We start from the raw sequence: 22,279 nt of genomic DNA on the forward strand, positions 1-22,279 counted from the left end.
CAAACAAATCGCTGTTCTTTTGCTCTTTATCAAGTCTAGCGAAAGCAACATATGCACCTTTGATGTCGGTGATACCGTCCCCATCTTCGCAGCAACCTTTGTGGATGCCCGTGCGTTCGCCGATCACTCTTCCAAGTCCGAGGTAGAACGATGTACCACTTATGTTTTTTTGCAAAGTAGATTGACAGTGGCTACAGGCGACCAATCAGTCGTAAACGACAAGTTTGTTAAAATCACACGAAAAAACCAGAACCCCCGAAAGGATCGTTCTGTTTTTTTTGCTGATTTGATTATCTAGAGAAACGACCTAAATCGCTCTGATTCTAGCCAAATTTCTGAAAGAGAATTATAGAAGGATTCTCCTAGCTGATCCGTCATCGACGCTGTTTTCTCGATTTAACAATAAAGCGAAAAAGCGGATTCTACGCTTTTTTCGGTCCTTTCGTCACTTCACAAACAGCTTCTGCTGCTAATTTCCCAGAAGTCAATGCCCAGGCATTATTGGCACCAGATGGAGAGTCTGATCCCATGACGCCTCCCACAACTTCACCTGCAGCATAGAGCCCTTTAATGGGCTGGTTTTGCTGATTCAAAACTTGCAACGAACGATTGACCGCTAACCCACCAAGCGTAGTCGCAAACCGAGGCTTTTGTTCGATAAGATAATAGGGACCTGCACCAATCGGTTCTTGCAAGTATTCAGGTGCACGGTGAAATTCTTCATCTCTTCCTTGCGCTACCCAGTAGTTAAATTTACCCACTGATTCGATCAATTGTTCTACAGGCATCTGCGCTTTGATGGCTAACTGTTCTAATGTGGCTGCTTTAAGGATGCGAGGCGTGGCCTTTCCTTCTTGCGCAATCCAACAAGCCAGCTCTTCACTGGTGATTCCGCCTTCTGCTACGCCTTGGCTGAAATGCTCAAAATGTTTGCCGTCTAGCAATAAATAAAGTATTGGCGAGCGTTGTCTTATTAATGCTTCTAATACTAACTTATTGCTAGCTCGTTCGTTGACTACCCGCTTTCCAAGTTGATTCACTAGAATACCGTTTTCTTTCAACACGATCAGATTGCCGCCAATCGTTGATTTCGCCACACCTTGAGAAACTTCCAATCCATTGGGATAGATTTTTCCTTGATCCATCGCTCGTGTTTGTGCCTTTAAAGCAGGGATGGTTGCCATCAACAGACCATCGCCGGTGGCAGATTTTAGTCCATAATACAAAATTTGCTTGAATCTTTCCTTGAGTAAAGAGGCATTATTCCCATAGCCACCGGTTGTCATAATGACTGTTGAGGCATAGATCATATGTGTTTTCCCTGATTCTTCAAGGGCTTTGACGCCTATGACATTATTTTGATCATCTACTAGTAGCTGTTGGGCTTTCGTTTGGAGCAAGACCCGAACCGCACTATTCTGTAGTGTTTTACGGACGGTCTGGGCAAATCCAGCGCCGCCCCCTTGATAAGCAAGTTCGCGATTTTTTTGATATTCTGGTAGGACGTGCAGCCCTTGCTTCATATCGTAGGCTACACCTAAGTATTCATGGACCCAATCTGTGGTTTCTCCTACGTTCTCAGCGAAAAGGGTCAAAAGGTTTCGATCGTTCAGCCCATTCCCGTTTTCCAGAAAATCAGCCACCATTGCTGTCGGTGTATCATCTTTTACACCAGCAATCTGTTGTAGTTTCGAACCAGTCACGATTTGGTTTCCACCACTAATAGAGATCGCTCCACCCACAAAACTTAATTTTTCCAGTAAGATGACCTTTCGTTCTAACTGATCCGCTCGCAATGCAGCAGCAAGCCCAGCAGCGCCTGAGCCAATGATCACTACATCAACTGCTTCTTCAACCACTTCTTCTGACCAAGCCACGACTGGCTTTGGCCGTGCTTTGAGGACCTCTACATCGGCTCCTGCAAGTTTTACCGCTTCTTCCACCCCTGCGATCACCCCTTGACTGGAAGCAGAAGCACCAGAAACAGCATCGACATTCAGCGTTTGTCCTTCAATGATCTGTGCCGGAATTCTCGTAAAGACTAAATCAGATAAACCTTCAGATTCATTGCCTTTATCAATCGTAATCTTTTCAATCGTTTCCTTTGAAAAAGTCACTTGCATTTCAATCGGACTATTGTGTCCTTGGGCTTGTACAAGATATGTCCCTGGTTGGTAAGCGACTTTCCGCTTTTGGAGTTCTTTCAAGCGTTCATGCTTTTGTTTCTCCTCTTCTGGATCAATGACCATATCTTCCATAAACTGCCACAATGGTGTTGGGATTTTCAACTCACTTTGCGCATGACTAAGAGCAAAATGACGAACAACTTTCTTCTCGGCGATCATCTGAACCCAATTAGGTTCGACTAAAAATCCTTTCCCGATGGCAAGCAAATCGTAGCCAATTTTCAGTGCTGCTTCTGCGTCTTCTCGTTGCAAGATAGAGCCCACTCCTATAATCGGAATAGTCGAAAGTTCAGGCGAACGCATTGTTAAAAACTTCACAATTGATGGCTCGCTGCTCTCGTTATCAATAATAGAGCTTCGTTGGTACGTTCCCATTGAAAAATGAAGGTACTCTGGCTTGCTTTTCGCTAGTTGATTCAACAAGTACATCGTTTCTTCAAAACAAATCCCAGGCTTTTCCATTTCTTCTGGCGAAAAACGATAACCGATAACAAAGTCTTCAACCGATTCTTCTTGACGGACCCGCTGTACTTCTTTTAATACGGCTAATGGAAAGTGCGCTCTTTTTTCCAGACTGCCTCCCCAATGGTCGTTTCTGTGATTTGAATGGGGCGAGAAAAATTGTTGGATCAAAAAGGTATTCGCACCATGTATCTCCACACCATCGTAACCAGCTTTGATCGCACGCCTAGTCGCGTCTCCAAATCGTTGAATCATCGTTAGGATCTCATCATTACTCATTTCTTTCGGAACAGGTGCGTTTGGTCGTAACGCTGCGACGGGACTTGCGCAAATCGGTTGTACTCCACCATTGTACTCAGGCCATGCCATTCGTCCAGCATGATAAATTTGCAGGATCGCTTTCGAGCCTTTTTCTTTGATGGTTTTTGCTAATCTAGTGAGCCCAGCAATTTTCTTGTCTGTATCTACCCCGAGTGCTCCCGGAAACCCACGCCCATGTTCTTCGATAAAGCAGCTTTCTACGATCACTGCCGCAGCTGCACCGGCACGACAGCGATAGTATTCAATGATCTCTTCCGTTATTTCACCATCGTAAAAAGCAGATTGAGTTGTCATAGGTGCCATAACGAGTCGATTTTTAAGTTCAACGCCAGAAGATAGTTTGATCGGTTCAAATAATTCTTTTTTCATAAAAATCAGTTCCTTTCAAATAGCTTGCTTCGTCAGACCGCATGTATTAAGGCATCACGAAATACACCCATCTTTTTCGAACAAGTCGAAAAGATGAGTGTCTCCCCTATTCAGTTATTACTTACTTCATTTCCCCATTTATTTTTGGTTTTCCGGCCGAGAATTGATGGCATACTGTTTACGCCCACCAGGTTTTGGTACTTGATCCCCCATCATGATCCCAAAACCGCCTTCAACACGTAATTCGTGCCCGTTCGTATAATCGGAACGTTCGCTGGCTAAGTAAAGGACTGCATTAGCAATGTCTTGCACATCGCCGATTCGCTTATTGGCAGTTAAACGTTTCCGCCCTTCTTCAACTTCTGGGTCTGCATAAAAGCTTGCGGATAACGGTGTCTTCACAAAGCATGGCAAGACACAATTGCTGCGAAGACCGTACTGCCCCCACTCGGCGGCCATTTGTTTCGACATCATATTAACTCCAGCCTTACTTGGGCTATACGCACCAGAATATGTTTCAGGGCTGATTGAGGCGATCGTTGAGACATGCACCATCCGCCCTGATTTTTGTGCGATCATCACTCGCCCGATTCTTTGAGAAACCAAGAAGTAGCCGTTTAAATTGACGTCGATCACTTGTTTCCATTCTTCAAATGGTAGATCTTCAAGCAATGAAAATTTCAAAATAGCCGCTGTGTTTACCAAAACATCAATGCGGCCAAAATCTTCTTTGACCTTTTCTGCCAATGCATCTACCTGCGCTTCGATCGTCGAATTGCAGACATAACTGTTTACTTTCACACCGAATTGATCTGCTAGCTGTACAGCATAGTTGGCAAGGTTTTCCTCATGTAAATCAACTAATGCAAGTTGTGCGCCTTGATCAGCAAAGTCCTGTGCGATTTTTTTCCCCATACCACCTAAAGCGCCAGTAATAACTACGACTTCATTCTTAAGATTCAACCAAGATTGCTCCATCATTTATACCACCTCTAATATTGTTATATTCTTCACTAACAATATACCTTGATATGAGCAGAGAAACTAATTCTTTTTTTCCATTGATCAATAGCTTCTGTGAATGGTTTGTTCCTTTAACGCAGTCGTAACGAGCGCTTGAGCGAGCTCAGGATTTTTACAATAGATTATGCAGCTAGCAAGCAATGTAGGGGAATTTTCCAGCTGATAAAACGTCTGTACAAAAGATGCAGCAGCGATCTCACTCAAGGAATAGAGACGTGCCTGTTTTTTCAAAAAACCTATCTGATAGTGCAGTTGTCTTTGAATGGTCCAGAGATTTTTACGATATTCCAATACATGAAACACTTCATGCATGAAAACCAATTTCGTAAGTGTCGTCGCAGGAAGTAATCGGCTTAATTGCTGTGCTTCGATAAAATGCTGCGCTTGCGCCAAGAAATTGCGATCAATCATAATATGATCTGTTTTTTTATAGACAGCAAAGGTATAGCGCTCCTGTTGCGCTTGCGCTTCAGGCAGTTCATTGATCTTTAATGAATCAATGATTCCTTGCAATTCTTGAGGATGCTCTCGATACCAGCGGGCTTCTTGCTTACCTATGCTTTCAGCAGTTTCAATAAAGGACTCTGCCTGCGCAGGATCAACTTTGGCGTGAAGGGGGTCTTGTTTGAACAGCTGCAGGTGAGGATTGGTTGCTTGAGACCATAGGTGTAAAAATTGTTGGCAAAATTCTTCTACTTTCACGGATCTCATTCCTTCCTTGGCCTACTGCAAGCGGTTCGCAGCAATAATAATAATCTCTTCTGTACCAATCAACTGACTTAATTCAATATCGATCAACATCATCAATTGGTTATAATCTGTCGAACTAAAATCAAAGAGACGCGGTCCAGCACAAATATAAAAATCTGGCCGGATGACTAGATCACTTTGGTAGTTCGCCATACTTTCCCAAAGACGAGCGATTTGTTCACTATAACTTTGGATCGTCGTTTTCACGACATCTGCATGGTCTCTTTGCACGCGAATAAAGCCTCGATGATCAATGACACAAACACGATCGCCTTTTTTTGTCGCTGCGCCATAAACATAAAAATGTTCACTTGTAGCACAAGAAACCACGTTTTCTTTAGCAACTTGCAGCTCAGCATAGGCAATGTCTTGCGCTTCTTCACGGTTAATTTGGTTTTGACGCTCAGCGGCTTGAGCAGCTGTGGCACCGGAGGCTCGCGCAGTAATTTTTTGCGTCTGAGGATCGATTTCAATATAGACTTCAATACTATCAGGCGTTGCCCCACTCTCGATCGCCAAAGTAGCTGCTTCTTGCTTGATTGCTGCAATATCCGCTTTTGTTGGATTCGGGACAATTCGTTCCACCACGTCTTGAACGACGGATAACGCCACACCGATCGATGAAATCACTTCAGCATTTTCAGGTATTTTATAATTCAACGACAATTGTTTCGCTGCATGTTTGATCAGTGAAGAGACGCCTCCTCCTACACCTACTAAAGTCATTTGGTTAGGCTCTAATTGATACTTGCGGGCAAAAGATTGAATCACAGGTGCTATTTTTTGGACTGCTTGATCCAATATTTGCTGTGCGACATCCTCCACCGTCGTTTCTAAGTACTTCGCTAAAGGCTGCATGGCTTTTCTGGCCGAATGGGCATTGCCATAGGAAAAATCATCCTTTGTGACATATCCTAAGACATTCGCTGCACAAGAATTCGTGATCGTAATTCGTTTCCCGTTAGCAAGTTTGATTGCAACATAATCTGCTGGGTCACCTTCTTTTGGCGCATAAAGCTCCAGTTCTGGTGCAACGATCTCTTCTTCTGGCAGATACGTACTATATTCTAACCCAGCGATATGGGCACTTCTTGGGCCGACGTCTATCACGCCTTTTTTGTTCACTCGAACCATACTGCCGCCAGCCACACCTAGCACGCGAACATCTAATGAATTGACATACGTCTTATGGCCTGCAATCTCTGAGTAATCGATGACTGGCCGACCATTTTTGATCACGCCAAGATTCGTAGAAGTTCCCCCTACTTCAAAATAAATACCGTTCGACGTTCGCAGATACATCAATGCTCCCATCACGCTGGCTGCTGGACCAGAAAGCATCGTTAGCACCGGTCGTTTTTTCATTTCAACAATGTCCATCAACCCGCCATCGCCCCGCATGATCATCAGTGGTACATCCACACCTGCTTGGCGAACACTATTTTCTGTTGAATTTGCCGTTTCCAGCATCGTAGGCAAAATCGATGCATTGATTGCTGCGGTACGGGTTCTCCGGGATAACCCATATAGTTTGGTCATCTCCGACGCCAAGGTTACTTCGATGCCCTTTCGTTTGGCTACTTCAGCGATTCTTTCTTCTGTTTGTAAATCATCTACACCAAAAGCTGCTGAAGTCACGATGACCTGAGCTTGTGCCTGTTGTAGTTCTGCTAATGCCGCTTCGATTGTTGCTTCTGAAAGCTCTTTTTTAGGAATAAAGCGAGCAACGACTTCAATACTTCTTCCCGTACCTAAATCAATGTCTTTTAATGCCGTTTGCCACTTTGCCAGCCAACCTTCGACGCCGCCCTTTGCTGTACTGATAATGCCGACCTTCGCTACATCTCCTTCTAAGAGTGCATTGGTGGCTTGGGTTGTGCTGTGAGCGACAAAGACCACTTCATCTGGCTGGATCTGATTTTCGGCTAAACACTTAATAAAAGAGGCCACTACACCTTCTGCAACCCCTTGCTCACTTTTGTGGGTCGTTTTTACAGATGACTTTCCAATCACCTCTTGCGTGTCATTGTTGATTGCGACAGCTTTCGTATGAGTTCCACCCACATCAATGCCAATTCGGACACTTCTTCTCATTTTTTTCACCTACTTTTTTAAATCGGGCTATATAACAGGAACGTCGCAATTTCAAGAACCAGCGAAATGACGACTCCTGGTAAAAAAGCAACCTTCATGTAATCTTTCGTATTGATATTATTGAAGCCTAATCCCCAAGCATTCCAAGAAATGGTCAAATCAAAATGACCCATTCCGATCATATTAGAAATGAACAACGGATATAAAAACGTCACAGGATAATTGGTTTGATTGCTGATTACTGCTAATAACGCTGCACCACAACCAATCAAAGAAAGTGGCCCGCGAAACCAGGTCAAGGGAGCTAAAAAACCAAAAAGCAAACAAAGCGCTAAGGGATGCGTCGGAATGATTCCTCCTAGCAATGATTCAAAATAAGGTGCAGCGAAGGTTGCAGCTGCATTGAACATCGCAAGGGTCATCCAAAAGGCAACTAAGGTCGCAGTATCTTTGACCCCATCTGCAAAAATACGTGTCAAAATCTGAGAATCTTTTCTAAACCCATCCTTTAAAACACCACAAATCCACAAGGCATAAAGACTCGCACCAATAAAACAAAAGATCACTGGAAATTGAAAGATGATGACTCCTACGACCGGTATAAAAGGGGTAAGTAACGCCAAACTAGGAACGTCTTGAACTTTCGGTTCTTCTCCAACCGCCCAAGCATAGGTCAAACTTTCTACTCTCAAATACCCAATAGCAAAAATCGAAGAAACCAGAATCATCACAAAGAAAGCCAATAATCCAAACGAAAAATAATCATTATAGGTGTAATCAACCCCACCATTCACATTGCCAAAAAAGGCTTGATACTGTGTGAAATTGATTGGATTTAAGAAAACACCTGCTGCAACGGAAGCCGAAAAACTAAAGAATGCCACGACTTTAGGAATACCAATCGAAAATAAAATTGGCAATACGATCACGGCGATCGCGATGACAGATCCGGCACCTGACATGGATGAAAAGATAAAGCCGGTAATCAAATTGACAATTACTAGAATAATCGCTGGGCTATCCCCACCTAGTTCCACACTCTTACGAATGATAGTTGCCGCAATGCCCGTTTCCAACAAGATCCTACCAAAGAATGCTCCTACAAAAATATTCATTTGTGAAGCCCCCCAGCGTTCTGGCGCCTGTTGATAGACCTGTGCCAGCATCTCGGTAAAAGGGAGGTTTTCAAATGCCGGATTGGGTGAAATGACATTCCCTATAAGCGGCAACAACACCCATAATGTTGCCATAACGATAAAACCAATCATCAGGTTATATCCTTTGATACAATAAAAAACCATGCCACCAAATGACACTACTAGTAATAAGCCAATCAAGCTATCCATTCTTCTTCTCCTCCATACAAATTACGCCGTTTGAACCTGCAGCCAGATACGCGAAAGCCGCCGTTTAACAAAAGCGAAAAAGGAGGAAGTGGTTGGCCACTATCCTCCAGGACGTTTAGTCCTTTAATTTATCAAATGCGCTGTAGCCAAATACTCTTTTGTGTTGCAGTAACAAATAAACCATCATGACGATCGCTAAAACCGCAGCTGCGAGTAATAAGCCCATCATAATAAAAATCGCTTGCGTTTCTCCTACTGACCGAGTCATGGAAGCAACGATGTAAGGTAAAAAGGTACTTGCTAAGCCCATCCAAGTATAGTAGATCCCGGTATTTCGACCTTTTGGTCCAGGGCAAAACATTTGTCGTACCCCTAGCCCAGTTTGCAACGCCCCTCCGGCAGCAAAGAAACCCAAGAAGGCGATACTGATATAAATCACTACGACATGTTGGATCACTAATACCATCCCTAACGCAAGAGCGATGAATACCGTATCAATAAACAAGACTTTTAAGGGATTCCAACGCAATTTCCCCATCATTACTGCCCAAAACAAAACAGCCACCATTGAGCCAAAAGTATAGATCGATGTTAGCCCTGCTGACTGCATCTCAGTCAAACCAGCATTCGTCAAACCAAACGCTTTGGTATACTGTTGGGCGCCGTACATGATGAACATACAGATGAAACCAAAGAACATTGTGAAGAAGTTAACGACCATATTCGGCTTAACAAGCATTCTGGCCTTCATTGCCGCAATTTCTTCTTGAACCGCATTCGTTTCTTTTCCATCGACGGTTGCCGCTTTTTCTTTCATCATGTCATCATAGGCGAATGGCGCGATAGCTGCTAAAATCGTGCAGACGATCGATAGGACTAATGGAATAATAATCCCCATCGACTGATTCCCAGACCCGATGAAATTTACCACAAGTAAGGGATAGATAACCCCTGACAAAGAAACAAAAAACTTGATCCCAATCATTGCTGAAGCCGCATATTTCGGTGCTGCTTCTTGAGAAGCGGGATACAATGCAGCATCCCAGAAACCAGAAGTCGCCACCCCTGCGATAAAGGCACAGACAGACGCGATCACCATATTCGTCGTCAGTAACAGACCTAAAAAGCATAGCGTATACAAAACAGCCCCCATGACCGCCATTTTTTTGCGTCCCACTTTATCCGAAATTTCTCCACCGATCCAGACGGTCAAAAATTTTCCTAATCCGGTCGCAGTGATGGCCAACGATACCGCAGCGGCTCCTGCAGAAGCATCGGTATAGCCCCATTTATCCGAAAAATAAGTCGCATTTTGGCTTAAAATAATGGCTTGGATCCCATGAGTGAAATAACACATATAGATAGTTGCCAGTGACAAAATATACTTTTTTGCTCTCATTTGTACGCTCCTTATAAAAGAACATCCAGCTTTCCTACGAAATACCCACAGGGAAATTTTCGTAGGAAAGGGATACTCGGTCCCTAGTTAGTTTGCTCTGACAGGCAGTTCCTTGCCAGTAAACAGTTTAAAGGCGGCTTTTCCTTGTCCCACCAGCATTCCTTTTCCACCCACGGTCTTACAACCTTTTGCGCTGGCATCTTTCAATAACTGGGTCATTGGTGGGTTATAGATCGCATCAGCCACCGTCAAATCTGCATGCAGTACCTCTGTGTCTGCAATCGGTGTCGCTGTATTTCCTTCACCCATTCCAACAGTCGTTGCATTCACTAAACAATCGGCTCCTTTTATTTTTTCAGCAAGTAACGCTTGATCCGTCAGATCATAAATATCAATTACTAGATCAGGGTAATATTCTTTAATGCGAGCAACGGTCTCTTTGCCTTTTTCATAAAATGCATCTTTGATGTTGAAAATTGCAATGGAGGCTGCGCCTTCGATCGCCAATTGGACTTGGATCGCGGTGGCAGCTCCACCAGCTCCGATCACAACAAATTTTTGATCTTTCATTTTTACATCGTGTGCTTGCAGATTATCAACAAAGCCGACACCATCGGTAATATGGCCGACGAGCTTGCCTTCATCATTGACGATAGTATTGATGGCACCAACCATTTTTGCAGCGGGGGTCAATTCATCCATGTATTCTGCCGCTGCCGTCTTGCAAGGCATCGTGACATTTCCACTCATTTTGAAGGTTCGAAATGCCTCGATCGCCTGGGCGACTTGGTCTTCTTTAATGTCAAAAGCTAAATAAACTGCATCGATATCAAGCTGGTCAAAGCCATAATTATACATGGCTGGCGAACCAGAATGCCCAACAGGTGTACCGATCAATCCTAAGAGCTTCGTTTTTCCCGAAATTTTTTCGCTCATCGTATTTCCTCTTTTCTATTTGATTTTTTTTTACGCAAGCAATTCTGGCCATGCGTTTTGGATCACTTCAATACTCGTTTTGTAATTTTGCTCTGCTGCTTTTTGATAGCCTTGACTTAAAATCGGATCAGAAATCACTTCCGTGCCTACAACACGAGGCTTGATGCCGTGTGCTTTTAGTGCCCGTAAGAAGCCTTCGGTATCACCCCATCCTGTTCCTGGACATAAGCGATCGTGCATCGACTCATCCCGTAAGATCGTATCAGGATATCGTCTTTCTAAAACATCACAAATTTGGATCGAAACAACTTTCTCCGCTGGGACCCCTTCCAAGTCAGCTGCTGTCATGTTGGCTCTCGCCCAGTGCCATGTATCTAGGATCAGCATCCCATTTTCACAATCTGCCTCTTTGACAATATTCCATGCACTAGCTAGATCAGGAACACCGCTATAAGGCATGAATTCTAACCCAATGACTAATTCTTTTGCTCGTGTACATAGTTCTTTAAAGGCTTGGATATGAACCTCTGCTGGGTATTTTTCCATTAAGCCACAATTGATGTGCCCAACACCAAACAAACGTGCCATATGATAGATCGTTTGCTCTTTAAATTGTTGCAGCAGTGTTTCCGGTGTTTCCATCGTTTTATTTGGATCAGCCCACAAGGTGATATATTCGACCTCGGTTACTTTCATGTCATGTTCTGCAAGAATTTCAAGCATCCGCTCATCAGAATAGCCTTGCTTCACAGCAAGCATATAGGTCTCCGCACGTAAACCGATCCCGTCGTATCCTGCCTCTTTCGCGATCTTCACTCTGTCTTCAAAATTAATCTCTGTCCCTAATGTGTAAGAGCTAATCGTCAATGGAATGTTTCTCATGTTATTTCCCCCTTTAAAAGTCTGTAAACAACTACTACTTGGTTTACAGCTGGAAATAAAAACACGAACTAAAAAGCGGCCGCAGTAATTGTGTTTTTATTCACAATGTTTATTACCGTTATTATAGCTTTTCCCTCTCCGTACTTCTAATTGTTTTTTCTTTATGGATCTATAGATAAAAGATATAAGTCTTGTGATATACTGATAAAAAAAGAAGGATTTTAGAGGAGGTTTCTATGAATCTTCAGCATTTAAAATATTTTGATATCCTTGCTAGAGAAGAACACTATACACGTTCGAGTAAATTGCTCAACATCACACAACCAAGTCTCAGTAATGCCATTTCACTTTTAGAAGATGAGCTAGGTGTACAACTCTTTGAAAAAAACGGACGAAATGTGATCCTAACCAAGCCTGGAAAAATTTTCCATGAACATGTTATACGAACGTTAGAAAACTTAGATTCGGGTATCGATACAGTAACAAAAATCAGCAAAGGCTTTGGGCATATCAGCTTTGCTTTTTTGCAAGTCCTCGGTACATCTTACGTACCAAAAATCACTAAACAATTTCTTGAAGCAAATCCTGAAAAAAAGATTCAATTTGAATTTCACTCAGATAGCGTCAGTACCGAAACAGTCCAAGGACTAAAAACCTTGCGCTATGATCTCGGTATTTGTTCCTACATCACCAATGAACCAACCATTGAATTCGTCCCGATTGCAAGTCAAGAACTTGTCGTGATCACCGCGTTGGATCATCCTCTCGCACAATTTGATGAAGTCTCTTTGGACGACTTAGCAGAATATCCCCAGATTATTTTCAGCAAAAAAAGTGCCTTACGTGAAATCATCGATGACCTTTATCAGCGTAACAACGTCAGCTATCAAGTAGCCTACGAAGTCAAGATCGATCAAGTGATCGCTGGACTAGTCAGTCAAGGATTGGGGATTGCTATCATTCCCAATATGACGATGCTTGACTCTTTGCCCCTTAAGCGAATCAAACTTAATGGCATCAGTTGGGAGCGATACTTTTATTTAGCCTACAATAAAGAGACTTACTTACCACCTGTAGTCAGCAATTTCAAAGAATTTATTTTGGCCCATGCAAATCCGAAACAGATCGTTTATTGAGTGACTGGGTGGGTGAAAAACAAAGCTTTAGAAAATAGGAATAAAACTATGTTCCCGCCTTTTTTTGGCGTTTTCACTTAATAAAAAACAGACATTCATTAATAGAATGTCTGTTTTTTATTGCTTATTCTCTTGTTCTTTTTTCTCATGACGAATAATGAAAAGAGCTATACTCACCGCACGTTTCGCAGATATAGTAATAATTGCGCTTCTTCTTATTGTAGAGTTTCAACTTCTTCCCATTTTTACAACTCTTGCATTCTTCTAATTCCGTCAAGGTTTTATAATAAAACAACTCACTGATCATCTCTGGATAAAAATGCGCAAGCAGCTCAATCAGTTTTTTTCTATCAACCAACAGTAGATTATCACCGGCTATTTCTAATGCTTGATCTGTAAAAAAATGTGTAGTGATGAAAAGCCCATTGGGAAACCCTTTGTCTGGAAAAATCCCTTTAAATGCGGCAACGAGTGGCTTACTGATCCGCTCCGTTGTCTTTTGCGGATTCCAGGCTTTACATTGGACCGCTATTGCCTTTTTATTATTAGAAAAAGCATACACATCAATACCACCATCTTTGTAACCATCGATGTTTTGGACGGTATATCCCATCTTTTGTAAAATACATTCAGCAATATAATTCAAATCCTCTGATTTACAGGTTTCTAATTGAGCCACAATCTTTTTCAATTTTTTCGGGTATGTACGTTCATTATGGTTGCTTAGTTCCGAGAAATTAATGACTTCCTTCTTTTTCTTAAATGAAAACATGTCTCTTCCTTTCTTGATTGTTTTGGATGTGATTCGTTAAAGCATAGCTAGTGAGTGGTCTTTAATTATGTAGAATAGAAACTGGTTCTTAAAGAGAGAACTATCTACTTTTCTCAATAAAAATCGTGTGAACTCGATAAAATAAGTCAAAAATAAGAAACTTATAACGGAATATTATTAATTTAATGATAATTTTATTCAAGATAAATGTCAATTGAAGTTTGAATATTCAATAATAATCGATGATTAAATCAAACCACTCTTGATCATTGCTCCATTTCGAAAATTACTAGATAGGATTCGTTACAGTGCTAATTTCAACATTCTTGCCTACAGATTTATTGATTCCTTTTACTTTGTTTGTAACAGATTCTGAATGTTTTTTTTCGGTTTAGCAGTTGAGTGTCTATTACCTATAAAAACAAAAAAAGGTTTCCCTCGTAAAAGGGAAACCTCAGAAATGTTATCGAAACAACATTTACATTTATTTGTCTTATTCTGCAGCGTTGTTGTCTTTGAGACCGTATTTTTTGTTGAAACGGTCCACACGTCCGTCTGCTTGTGTGAATTTTTGACGTCCAGTGTAGAATGGATGTGAATCAGAAGTTACTTCGACACGGATCAATGGATACGTGTTGCCGTCTTCCCACTCAACAGTTTCTTGAGAATTCTTTGTAGAACCTGATAAGAATTTGAAACCAGTAGTTGAGTCCATGAATACAACTGGATGATAATCTGGATGGATATCTTGTTTCATTTCTTCTTCTCTCCTTTGCCCTGGCTCATTTGCTTCACCAGAGTTGATTTGTCGATTTTACAACATGACTATCTTACCATGTTTGGATTTTAGATGCAATTATCTTTTTATATTTCTTTTTGGCCGCTTGTCTCCGAAATGGACATCATGAAAAGCCGCTAAAAACTCTTCATTCTTTTTCGTTTTGCGCAAGAATTGAATGAATTGTTCTGTGAACTCCAAGGAATCCCCCAACATGTTGTTGCGTAAGCGCCAAGTTTCTTCCAATTGTTCACTGCTCATCAGCAATTCTTCTTTACGGGTACCAGATTTCTTGATGTCGATCGCTGGGAAGACCCGGCGTTCTGCGAGGCTGCGAGAAAGCTGCAGCTCCATATTGCCGGTTCCTTTAAACTCTTCATAGATGACATCATCCATGCGGCTGCCGGTATCTACCAAAGCTGTGGCAAGGATCGTCAAACTACCGCCTTCTTCAATATTGCGGGCAGCGCCAAAGAATTTCTTCGGTTTGTACAAAGCAGCTGGATCGATCCCGCCGCTTAGTGTACGTCCGCTTGGAGGAACGACTAAGTTATAAGCTCTCGCCAAACGAGTGATACTATCCATCAAAATCACGACATCACGCTTGTCTTCCACCAAGCGCATCGCCCGTTCTAGTACCAATTCTGAAACACGGGTATGATTGCTAGGCTGTAGGTCAAAGGTTGAAGAAACCACGTCACCCTTGACACTACGTTCTAGATCAGTTACTTCTTCTGGACGCTCGTCGATCAAAAGTACGATCAATTCCACCTCAGGATAGTTGTCCGTAATCCCATTGGCAATTTCTTTCAATATACTGGTTTTCCCAGCTTTAGGCGGGGCAACGATCAGTCCTCGTTGACCAAAACCCACTGGCGCCAGCATATCGATCATCCGAGTCGAAAGACGTCCTGACGTTGTTTCTAATTTTAAATGACGGTTCGGATAAAGGGGCGTCAGCGCTGGAAAATGCGGGCGCTCTTTGGCATCTTCTGGATCTTTGCCGTTAACAGACTCAACGTGCATCAATCCATAATAGCGTTCAGATTCCTTAGGCGGGCGCGCCTTACCGGCGACTTTATCGCCATTACGCAAACTAAACCGACGAATCTGTGAAGAAGAAATATAGATATCTTCTGCACTCGGTCCATAGTTGATTGGACGTAAAAAACCATAGCCTTCTTGGCCTACGATATCCAAGATTCCTTCCATATAAAAGAAGCCTTGTTTTTCCGCCTGCGCCCGTATCACAGCCAATGACAATTCTTTTTTATTCATTTGGCTGTAATAAGGAATTCGAAACTCTTTGGCAAAGGTGTAGATCTCTTTTAAGGTTTTGTTTTCCAACTCTGCCATCGTAAGATAATCGCTCATAATTACTCCTCTATCATTTGAATATCAGCTCCAAGAGCCGTTAGTTTTTCGATGATATGATCATAGCCGCGCAAAATGTACTCGACATTAAAGACGCTAGTCGTGCCAGTCGCCATCAATCCGGCAATAACTAGACAAGCCCCTGCCCGCAAATCAGAAGCGACAACTTCTGCTCCGTGCAATTGGCTCGGTCCGCTGACAAAAATCATGTTGCCTTCTGTCGTTGCTTGTGCGCCCATCCGTGCTAATTCAGGAATATGGTTGACCCGTTTGGCATAAATCGTGTCCATAATCTCCGATGTTCCCTTTGCTTTTAGCAATAATGGTGTGATCGGCTGTTGCAGGTCTGTGGCAAATCCCGGATAAGGATAAGTTTTCACAGTCGCTGGTTTCAACTCTTTTGAGGGATGCACATAGATTTCATCTTCGCTGATATCCATTCGCACACCGATTTCTTCCAATTTCGCAATGTAGCTTTCTAGATGCTCATAAATCACATTTTTGACTGTAATGCCTTCACCCGCTGCTGCGGCTAAAGAAAGATAGGTTCCTGCTTCGATTCGGTCTGGAATAATAGAATGACGACAACCGTGCAGTTCTTCCACACCTTCGATACGAATTTCATTGGTACCTGCACCTCTAATTTTCGCTCCCATATTATTTAAAAGGGTCGCGACATCAATGATCTCAGGTTCCCGTGCAGCATTTTCAATGATCGTTTTACCTTTGGCTCTTACTGCTGCCAGCATTACATTGATTGTTGCTCCGATGGAGACCATATCTAAGAAAATCCGTTCGCCAGTCAAGCCTTCTTCTTCGGTACGCAAATACATGGCGCCATGCTCGTTGGTGACTTTTGCGCCAAGTGCTTCGAAGCCTTTGATATGCAAATCGATTGGTCGCGGGCCTAAGAAACAGCCGCCAGGCAACCCAACGACGCCTTCACCAAACTTCGCCAATAATGCCCCCATGAAATAATACGAAGCCCGTAGACTATTGATTTTTCCGTTAGGCATCGGGATCGAAACGATATTGGTTGGATCGATCTCTAGCGTATTGTTTTCAAAATGGGTCTTCACGCCCATAATTTCGATAATCTCAATTAATGAGTGCACATCTTGGATGTCGGGCACTCCTTCTAAAATGACCGGTGAATCAGCTAAGATCGCTGCCGGGATCAATGCGACTGCACTGTTTTTTGCGCCGCTAATGGTGACTTCACCTTTTAAGGGACGATTGCCGTTGATGACAATTTTTTTCATTGAATTCCACCTATACTCTTTTTTAATTTATGTGTATCATTCCAATTTTAGCACAGATTACACAAAGAAAAAAGATGCAGTATATTTTTGATCCCCGCATCAAGAATATTTTCTTAGAAAACAAAAAAACTCTTAGAATCAGTGATTCTAAGAGTTTTGATCTTTGATTAAGATTAAGCTTTACCAGCTGAACCGAACCAGTCGATGTGTTCTTCTGCATCTTTAACGATTGCAGCAACACCTGGTGCTAATAATTTACGAGGGTCGAATCCTTTGCCTTCTTTATCTTTGCCAGCTTCGATGTATTCACGAGTTGCTTTAGCAAATGATAATTGGAATTCAGTATTTACGTTTACTTTAGAAACACCCATTGAGATTGCTTTTTCGATTTGGTCTTGAGGAATACCAGAACCACCGTGTAATACTAATGGTACATCAGAACCTACTGCATCAGCGATTGCTTGTAAGTGGTCAAAAGCAAGGCCTTTCCAGTTTTCAGGGTATTGACCGTGAATGTTACCAATTCCGCAAGCTAGGTAATCAATACCAGTTGCAACCATTTGTTTACATTCTTCGATGTCAGCTAATTCGCCAGAACCGATGATTCCATCTTCTTCTCCGCCGATTGAACCAACTTCACACTCAACAGAAACGCCTTTTGCGTGTGCTTTTTCGACAACTTCTTTAGCCAATTTCAAGTTTTCTTCAAATGGTAAGTGAGAGCCATCAAACATAACAGAAGTGTAACCAACTTCGATACATTCCATTGCTGCATCGTAATCACCATGGTCTAAGTGGATTGCAACTGGAACAGTGATGTTCATTGAATCAACCAAGTTTGTAACGATGTCTTTAGCAACTTTGTATCCGCCCATATATTTGGCAGCACCCATTGAAGTTTGGATTAGAACTGGCGCTTTTTTCGCTTCAGCAGCTTTTAAAATCGCTTGTGTCCATTCTAAGTTGTTTGTGTTGAATCCGCCGACTGCATATCCGCCTTGACGAGCAGCTTTTAAGAATTCAGCTCCTGATACTACTGGCATAAAAAATTCCTCCTAAGTTTTGAAAAACTTTATTTGTTAAGCAATGCTTAACCGACAATGCTATTTTAGCAAAGATTTGCGGTATTTGCTACTAAAAAGAGGAATTTCTCTTTTCAAAAAAAGATTGCACAAATATAAAAATCCAGCATTTTCATCATCTTTTCTGAAAGTCTACGATTCTGTAAGGTTTTTCTCTTCTGTCTACGGTCGTTAGATAACAAATCGGCATGTGAAAATTCGAGAAAAATTTCACATATTTTTTCGTTATTTTATCATAATCTTCCAGCAAATCCTTTCCTCTTCTCTTTTGAGCATAAGAATAGCCTTGTGAAAGCGGCTATATTATTATGTAAAAAAGGAGGGATAAAATGAAAAAAGCGCTTATTGGATTTTTGGCAGTCATCGGAGTTCTTTTCTTGGCAAGCTGTAGCTCGGGGGCCAAGGAAGAAACCAAAACATTCACAATGGATCAAAATGGGGTTTCGATGGAACTGGTCTTCACTTATGAAGGCGATAAAGTAAAAACTCAGACTGCGAACAATGTCATGCCGTATTCAGCGATCGGGGTAACGACTAAAGAAGAAGCACAAACCGTGCTTGATCCGATCGCTAAGAAGTATCAGCAAGTCAAAGGGTTGGACTATTCCCTCGACTATACAGATAGTGAAGCGACTGAATCCTTGACCATCAATTATGATGAGTTGGATTATGATTCAGCGAAACAATTGCCTGGGGTTAGTTTCGAAGGAAACACTGAAAATGGGATCAGCATGGAACGTACAGAGGAAATGCTCTTAGACCAAGGGTATAAGCTAAAAGAATAATCCTCTCTAGGCACCAGCAAATCAACATGGGTTTTCCGCTGGCGGATTTCATTCGAACTGTTAGCGAAAAAAATAATGCATCAGTCAGAAACTTCCGGTCGCTTTGACGGAAGTTTTTTTGTGTGCAAAAAGGGATAGCTTCTACCAACGCTCAAGCAAGTTTCAACCTTTTACGGATTACTGGGATCGCACAACTCAAAAAAACTCCCCATCTTGAGATGAGGAGTTTCGCACATTCATTGCTTGATTTTGCCGCTAGCGATTATTATGCTTGGCGGTTGTCTAATGAAGCTCCAACAAAGGCTTTGATCAAGCGTTGTGGGCGAGTTGGACGAGAAATCAATTCTGGGTGGAATTGGCAACCCACGAAGAATTTGTTTTCTGGGATCTCAACGATCTCAACCAAACGATTGTCTGGTGACACACCTGAGAAAACCATCCCGTTTGCTTCAAAGATTTCACGGTATTTGTTGTTGAATTCATAACGATGACGGTGACGTTCTTGAACAACTTCCTCCCCATCATAAGCTGCAGCTGTTTTGGTGCCTTTTTTCACTTTACATGGATACAAGCCTAAACGCAATGTTCCACCTAAGTTTTCGATGTTTTCTTGGTCAGCCATCAAGTCAATGATGTTGTTGGCTGTTTCAGGATCTGTTTCTGCGGAATTGGCATTTTCCAAGCCAACGACATTGCGGGCATATTCCACACAAGCCATTTGCATCCCTAGACAAATCCCTAAGAATGGCACATCGTTTTCCCGAGCATATCGGATCGCTTCGATTTTTCCTTCAATCCCGCGATCACCGAATCCACCAGGAACAAGAATACCGTCTACTTCACCTAAGTAAGAATCCACGTTTTCTCGTGTGATTTCTTGGGCTTTGATCCAATCGATCTCGATGTCTGCATCAAAGGCAAAACCAGAATGTTTCAAGGCTTCGACAACTGATAGATAAGCATCTGGCAATTCCACATATTTTCCAACTAACGCGATGCGTACTTTTTTCTTCAAATTCAGCACCTTTTCTTCCAATGCTTGCCATTCAGTCATGTCAGCAACTGGTGCAGTCAGTTTCAAATGATCACACACGATTTGATCCATGCCTTGCGCTTGCAGTGCCAATGGGATCGAATACAGGGTCTCAACGTCACGAGATTCGATCACGGCTTCTGGTGCCACGTCACAGAATTGTGCCAATTTGTTTTTTGTTGATTGTCCTACAGGTTGTTCTGTCCGAACGACCAAGATATTTGGTTGAATCCCTAAGCCGCGCAGTTCCTTCACACTATGTTGGGTCGGCTTTGTTTTCATTTCGCCTGCTGCTTTCAAATAAGGAATCAGCGTCGTATGGATGTACATCACGTTGTCCGCACCTACGTCTGCTTTCATTTGACGCAAAGCTTCTAGAAACGGCAATGATTCAATATCCCCTACTGTTCCGCCGACTTCTGTGATGATCACATCTGAATCAGTCATTTTGGCTGCCCGCATGATTTTTTCTTTGATCTCGTTGGTGATGTGCGGGATCACTTGAACAGTCGCGCCTAAGTATTCTCCTTTACGCTCTTTCCGCAAAACTTCTGAATAGATTTTTCCAGTTGTTACATTTGAGTATTTGTTCAAATTGATATCGATAAAGCGTTCATAGTGACCTAAGTCTAAGTCGGTCTCTGCTCCATCATCGGTTACGAATACTTCACCATGTTGATATGGGCTCATCGTTCCTGGATCGACGTTGATGTACGGATCGAATTTTTGAATGGTTACTTTCAAGCCACGATTTTTCAACAAACGTCCTAATGATGCTGCTACGATCCCTTTACCAATAGAAGAAACCACACCGCCGGTTACAAAAATATATTTTGTCATAAACTGAAAAACTCCTTTAATCTATTTTACAGGAAAAGCATTTAGAAAATAATAAAAGCTCCCTATCCATAAATGAATAGGGAGCGAAAATTCTAAATCACTTTCTGACTCTTGTAAAGAGTGCCCAAACAGAATGATACATTCTCACCTCACAAATGTCAAGAAAACTTTATCTGATTTTTTCAGAAAAAACGGAGGTTTCCAAACGAAGCGCTTTACGCTTCGATGCAGCTGGTTCCTCCTTTTTCACGCCGGCATTCTAAGGTTACTCTTTCTTAAACAACCTTCATGTTTTCTGCACAACTTTTTGCAATTTTTTCATTGCTTCTTACGAAATCGTTGAACTCTCTTTGGCATAATACAAAGTGTAGATGAAGTCTGGCGCTTTACTCGTTTTGGTAAAAATGATCGGAACGTATTTCTGGTTATTTTTGGCAAAGACGAGGTGCAGGTTCGATTCCTGCCTTCTACGCTAAGATAATTTTTCTTTTGCAGGATAGAGCTAACTATTCTGCTATTTTTGTCTGCCAAGTAATGTGCTCTGAATGATTTTTCCCCAATAAGGAGTGCCCTCAATAAATATCAAAATTTGATTGCGCTTTTTGGTTATCTTTGAGATTATAGATATATATTTAAATTATTTTTTTGTGGTATCTTCCGGTAATCATTTACCGATAAGGAAACAATCAAATTCTATTGTCTCCCAAAAGAGATTCTATAGAAGCCACAATTTTGGAGGAAGAAGACAATGACTGCTAAAAACCAAAAAGCACCAGATACTGTCAAGACACTAATCCGGTCTCGAAATCCTTTACAGATTTTTTTCGCATTCTTGCTCGTGATAGGGCTACCTACCATGCTTTATTGTTATTACTATAATTACAGTCCTTTCCCTAGTAAAAAAGTAGCTGGCGTCCCCAATAATCACCTTGTTCAGCTAGAGAACCCTATGGACCTTTCTAGTTTATTGTTGGATTTTGGCTCACAACTGAAATTTAACACAGTGGCTGAGTCCATGACGGTTTACTTTGATTATTATCAAAAAGGGGAGATAAAAGAACACAAAATAGTCGCTTCCCTGATAACAGAGCCAAGAAGTGATTATAATGGCTATTTGAACATAGGAATTACTAAGAGCGATTCTCTCCTCTTCGTTGATTTATTTTCAAATGGTTCCTCATCAAATACAATGACCGACTTATCTAAATTCCACTATACGTCCCTTGGAGAAGATAGTTTATCTCCCACTGGAGCTAGCACTAGTATTCCCAATAACGAGCTTAACATTGAGAAAAAACAAGAAATTCCATTGCTTTATATTGCCAAGGGCGGTGACGTTAAACTATATGCTGAAATGGAAAACAATCTATCTGAAGAAAATTTAAAAAGCGTTGAAAACGTCTATTACGTTTACTTAATAGTAGAATAACGAAAAAAGACCAGTTCAGG

At 41.9% G+C, this 22,279-nt stretch carries 17 protein-coding genes; 3 read left to right on the forward strand and 14 right to left on the reverse strand.

Annotation, left to right across the window (positions count from 1 at the left end; genetic code table 11):
- Window positions 1-422 precede the first annotated feature (422 nt).
- The 8 genes from CXM95_RS14725 to CXM95_RS14760 form a co-directional block, all read right to left on the reverse strand.
- Window positions 423-3,338 carry an NADH-dependent flavin oxidoreductase gene (locus tag CXM95_RS14725; RefSeq protein WP_101699331.1) on the reverse strand — a complete coding sequence of 972 codons (2,916 nt, stop codon included), beginning with the start codon at window positions 3,336-3,338 and terminating at the stop codon, window positions 423-425.
- A 138-nt stretch (window positions 3,339-3,476) separates the two neighbouring features.
- Complete coding sequence (locus CXM95_RS14730) at window positions 3,477-4,316, reverse strand: SDR family NAD(P)-dependent oxidoreductase (protein WP_034878349.1); 840 nt, start codon at window positions 4,314-4,316, stop codon at window positions 3,477-3,479.
- 87 nt (window positions 4,317-4,403) lie between these two features.
- Complete coding sequence (locus CXM95_RS14735; RefSeq protein ID WP_101699332.1) at window positions 4,404-5,072, reverse strand: hypothetical protein; 669 nt, start codon at window positions 5,070-5,072, stop codon at window positions 4,404-4,406.
- Window positions 5,073-5,084: 12 nt separating this feature from the next.
- Window positions 5,085-7,205, reverse strand: coding sequence for a hydantoinase/oxoprolinase family protein (locus tag CXM95_RS14740; RefSeq protein WP_101699333.1), 2,121 nt, complete (start codon window positions 7,203-7,205; stop codon window positions 5,085-5,087).
- Window positions 7,206-7,222: 17 nt separating this feature from the next.
- Complete coding sequence (locus tag CXM95_RS14745; RefSeq protein WP_005234027.1) at window positions 7,223-8,551, reverse strand: hypothetical protein; 1,329 nt, start codon at window positions 8,549-8,551, stop codon at window positions 7,223-7,225.
- A 115-nt stretch (window positions 8,552-8,666) separates the two neighbouring features.
- Window positions 8,667-9,950, reverse strand: a complete 1,284-nt coding sequence (locus CXM95_RS14750; RefSeq protein WP_101699334.1) for an MFS transporter — start codon at window positions 9,948-9,950, stop codon at window positions 8,667-8,669.
- An 87-nt stretch (window positions 9,951-10,037) separates the two neighbouring features.
- Window positions 10,038-10,886, reverse strand: coding sequence for a shikimate dehydrogenase (gene aroE / locus CXM95_RS14755; protein ID WP_008380533.1), 849 nt, complete (start codon window positions 10,884-10,886; stop codon window positions 10,038-10,040).
- Between the two features lie 30 nt (window positions 10,887-10,916).
- A complete protein-coding gene (locus CXM95_RS14760; RefSeq protein ID WP_005234024.1) occupies window positions 10,917-11,768 on the reverse strand; it encodes a sugar phosphate isomerase/epimerase family protein in 852 nt (283 codons plus the stop codon).
- Between the two features lie 236 nt (window positions 11,769-12,004).
- On the opposite strand from CXM95_RS14760, the gene CXM95_RS14765 reads away from it, so the two are divergent.
- Complete coding sequence (locus CXM95_RS14765; RefSeq protein ID WP_005234023.1) at window positions 12,005-12,904, forward strand: LysR family transcriptional regulator; 900 nt, start codon at window positions 12,005-12,007, stop codon at window positions 12,902-12,904.
- Between the two features lie 145 nt (window positions 12,905-13,049).
- Here CXM95_RS14765 and CXM95_RS14770 read toward each other — a convergent pair whose 3' ends face one another.
- From CXM95_RS14770 to CXM95_RS14795, 5 genes are all read right to left on the reverse strand, one after another.
- The gene (locus tag CXM95_RS14770; RefSeq protein ID WP_086316552.1) at window positions 13,050-13,676 is read right to left on the reverse strand and encodes a restriction endonuclease; all 627 of its coding nucleotides are present in this window, start codon (window positions 13,674-13,676) and stop codon (window positions 13,050-13,052) included.
- A gap of 493 nt (window positions 13,677-14,169) precedes the next feature.
- Window positions 14,170-14,433: a type B 50S ribosomal protein L31 gene (locus CXM95_RS14780; RefSeq protein WP_008380527.1), complete on the reverse strand. Its 264-nt coding sequence runs from the start codon at window positions 14,431-14,433 to the stop codon at window positions 14,170-14,172.
- 99 nt (window positions 14,434-14,532) lie between these two features.
- On the reverse strand, window positions 14,533-15,828 hold the full coding sequence (gene rho / locus CXM95_RS14785; protein WP_005233978.1) for a transcription termination factor Rho: 1,296 nt from the start codon (window positions 15,826-15,828) through the stop codon (window positions 14,533-14,535).
- A gap of 2 nt (window positions 15,829-15,830) precedes the next feature.
- Window positions 15,831-17,090: a UDP-N-acetylglucosamine 1-carboxyvinyltransferase gene (locus CXM95_RS14790; protein WP_005233977.1), complete on the reverse strand. Its 1,260-nt coding sequence runs from the start codon at window positions 17,088-17,090 to the stop codon at window positions 15,831-15,833.
- A gap of 173 nt (window positions 17,091-17,263) precedes the next feature.
- Window positions 17,264-18,133, reverse strand: coding sequence for a class II fructose-bisphosphate aldolase (locus CXM95_RS14795; protein WP_005228297.1), 870 nt, complete (start codon window positions 18,131-18,133; stop codon window positions 17,264-17,266).
- Window positions 18,134-18,501: 368 nt separating this feature from the next.
- Here CXM95_RS14795 and CXM95_RS14805 point away from each other — a divergent pair, with 368 nt between their 5' ends.
- Window positions 18,502-18,957: a YehR family lipoprotein gene (locus CXM95_RS14805; protein WP_005228292.1), complete on the forward strand. Its 456-nt coding sequence runs from the start codon at window positions 18,502-18,504 to the stop codon at window positions 18,955-18,957.
- 265 nt (window positions 18,958-19,222) lie between these two features.
- Here the strand turns inward: CXM95_RS14805 and CXM95_RS14810 are convergent, their stop codons facing one another.
- Window positions 19,223-20,830 carry a CTP synthase gene (locus tag CXM95_RS14810; protein ID WP_008380521.1) on the reverse strand — a complete coding sequence of 536 codons (1,608 nt, stop codon included), beginning with the start codon at window positions 20,828-20,830 and terminating at the stop codon, window positions 19,223-19,225.
- A gap of 748 nt (window positions 20,831-21,578) precedes the next feature.
- Here CXM95_RS14810 and CXM95_RS14820 point away from each other — a divergent pair.
- Window positions 21,579-22,259 carry a hypothetical protein gene (locus CXM95_RS14820; RefSeq protein WP_008380519.1) on the forward strand — a complete coding sequence of 227 codons (681 nt, stop codon included), beginning with the start codon at window positions 21,579-21,581 and terminating at the stop codon, window positions 22,257-22,259.
- The last annotated feature ends 20 nt before the right edge of the window (window positions 22,260-22,279 follow it).

It is taken from the genome of Enterococcus sp. CR-Ec1, assembly GCF_002850555.1.
In the GTDB taxonomy this organism is placed as follows: Bacteria; Bacillota; Bacilli; order Lactobacillales; family Enterococcaceae; genus Enterococcus_D; species Enterococcus_D entomosocium.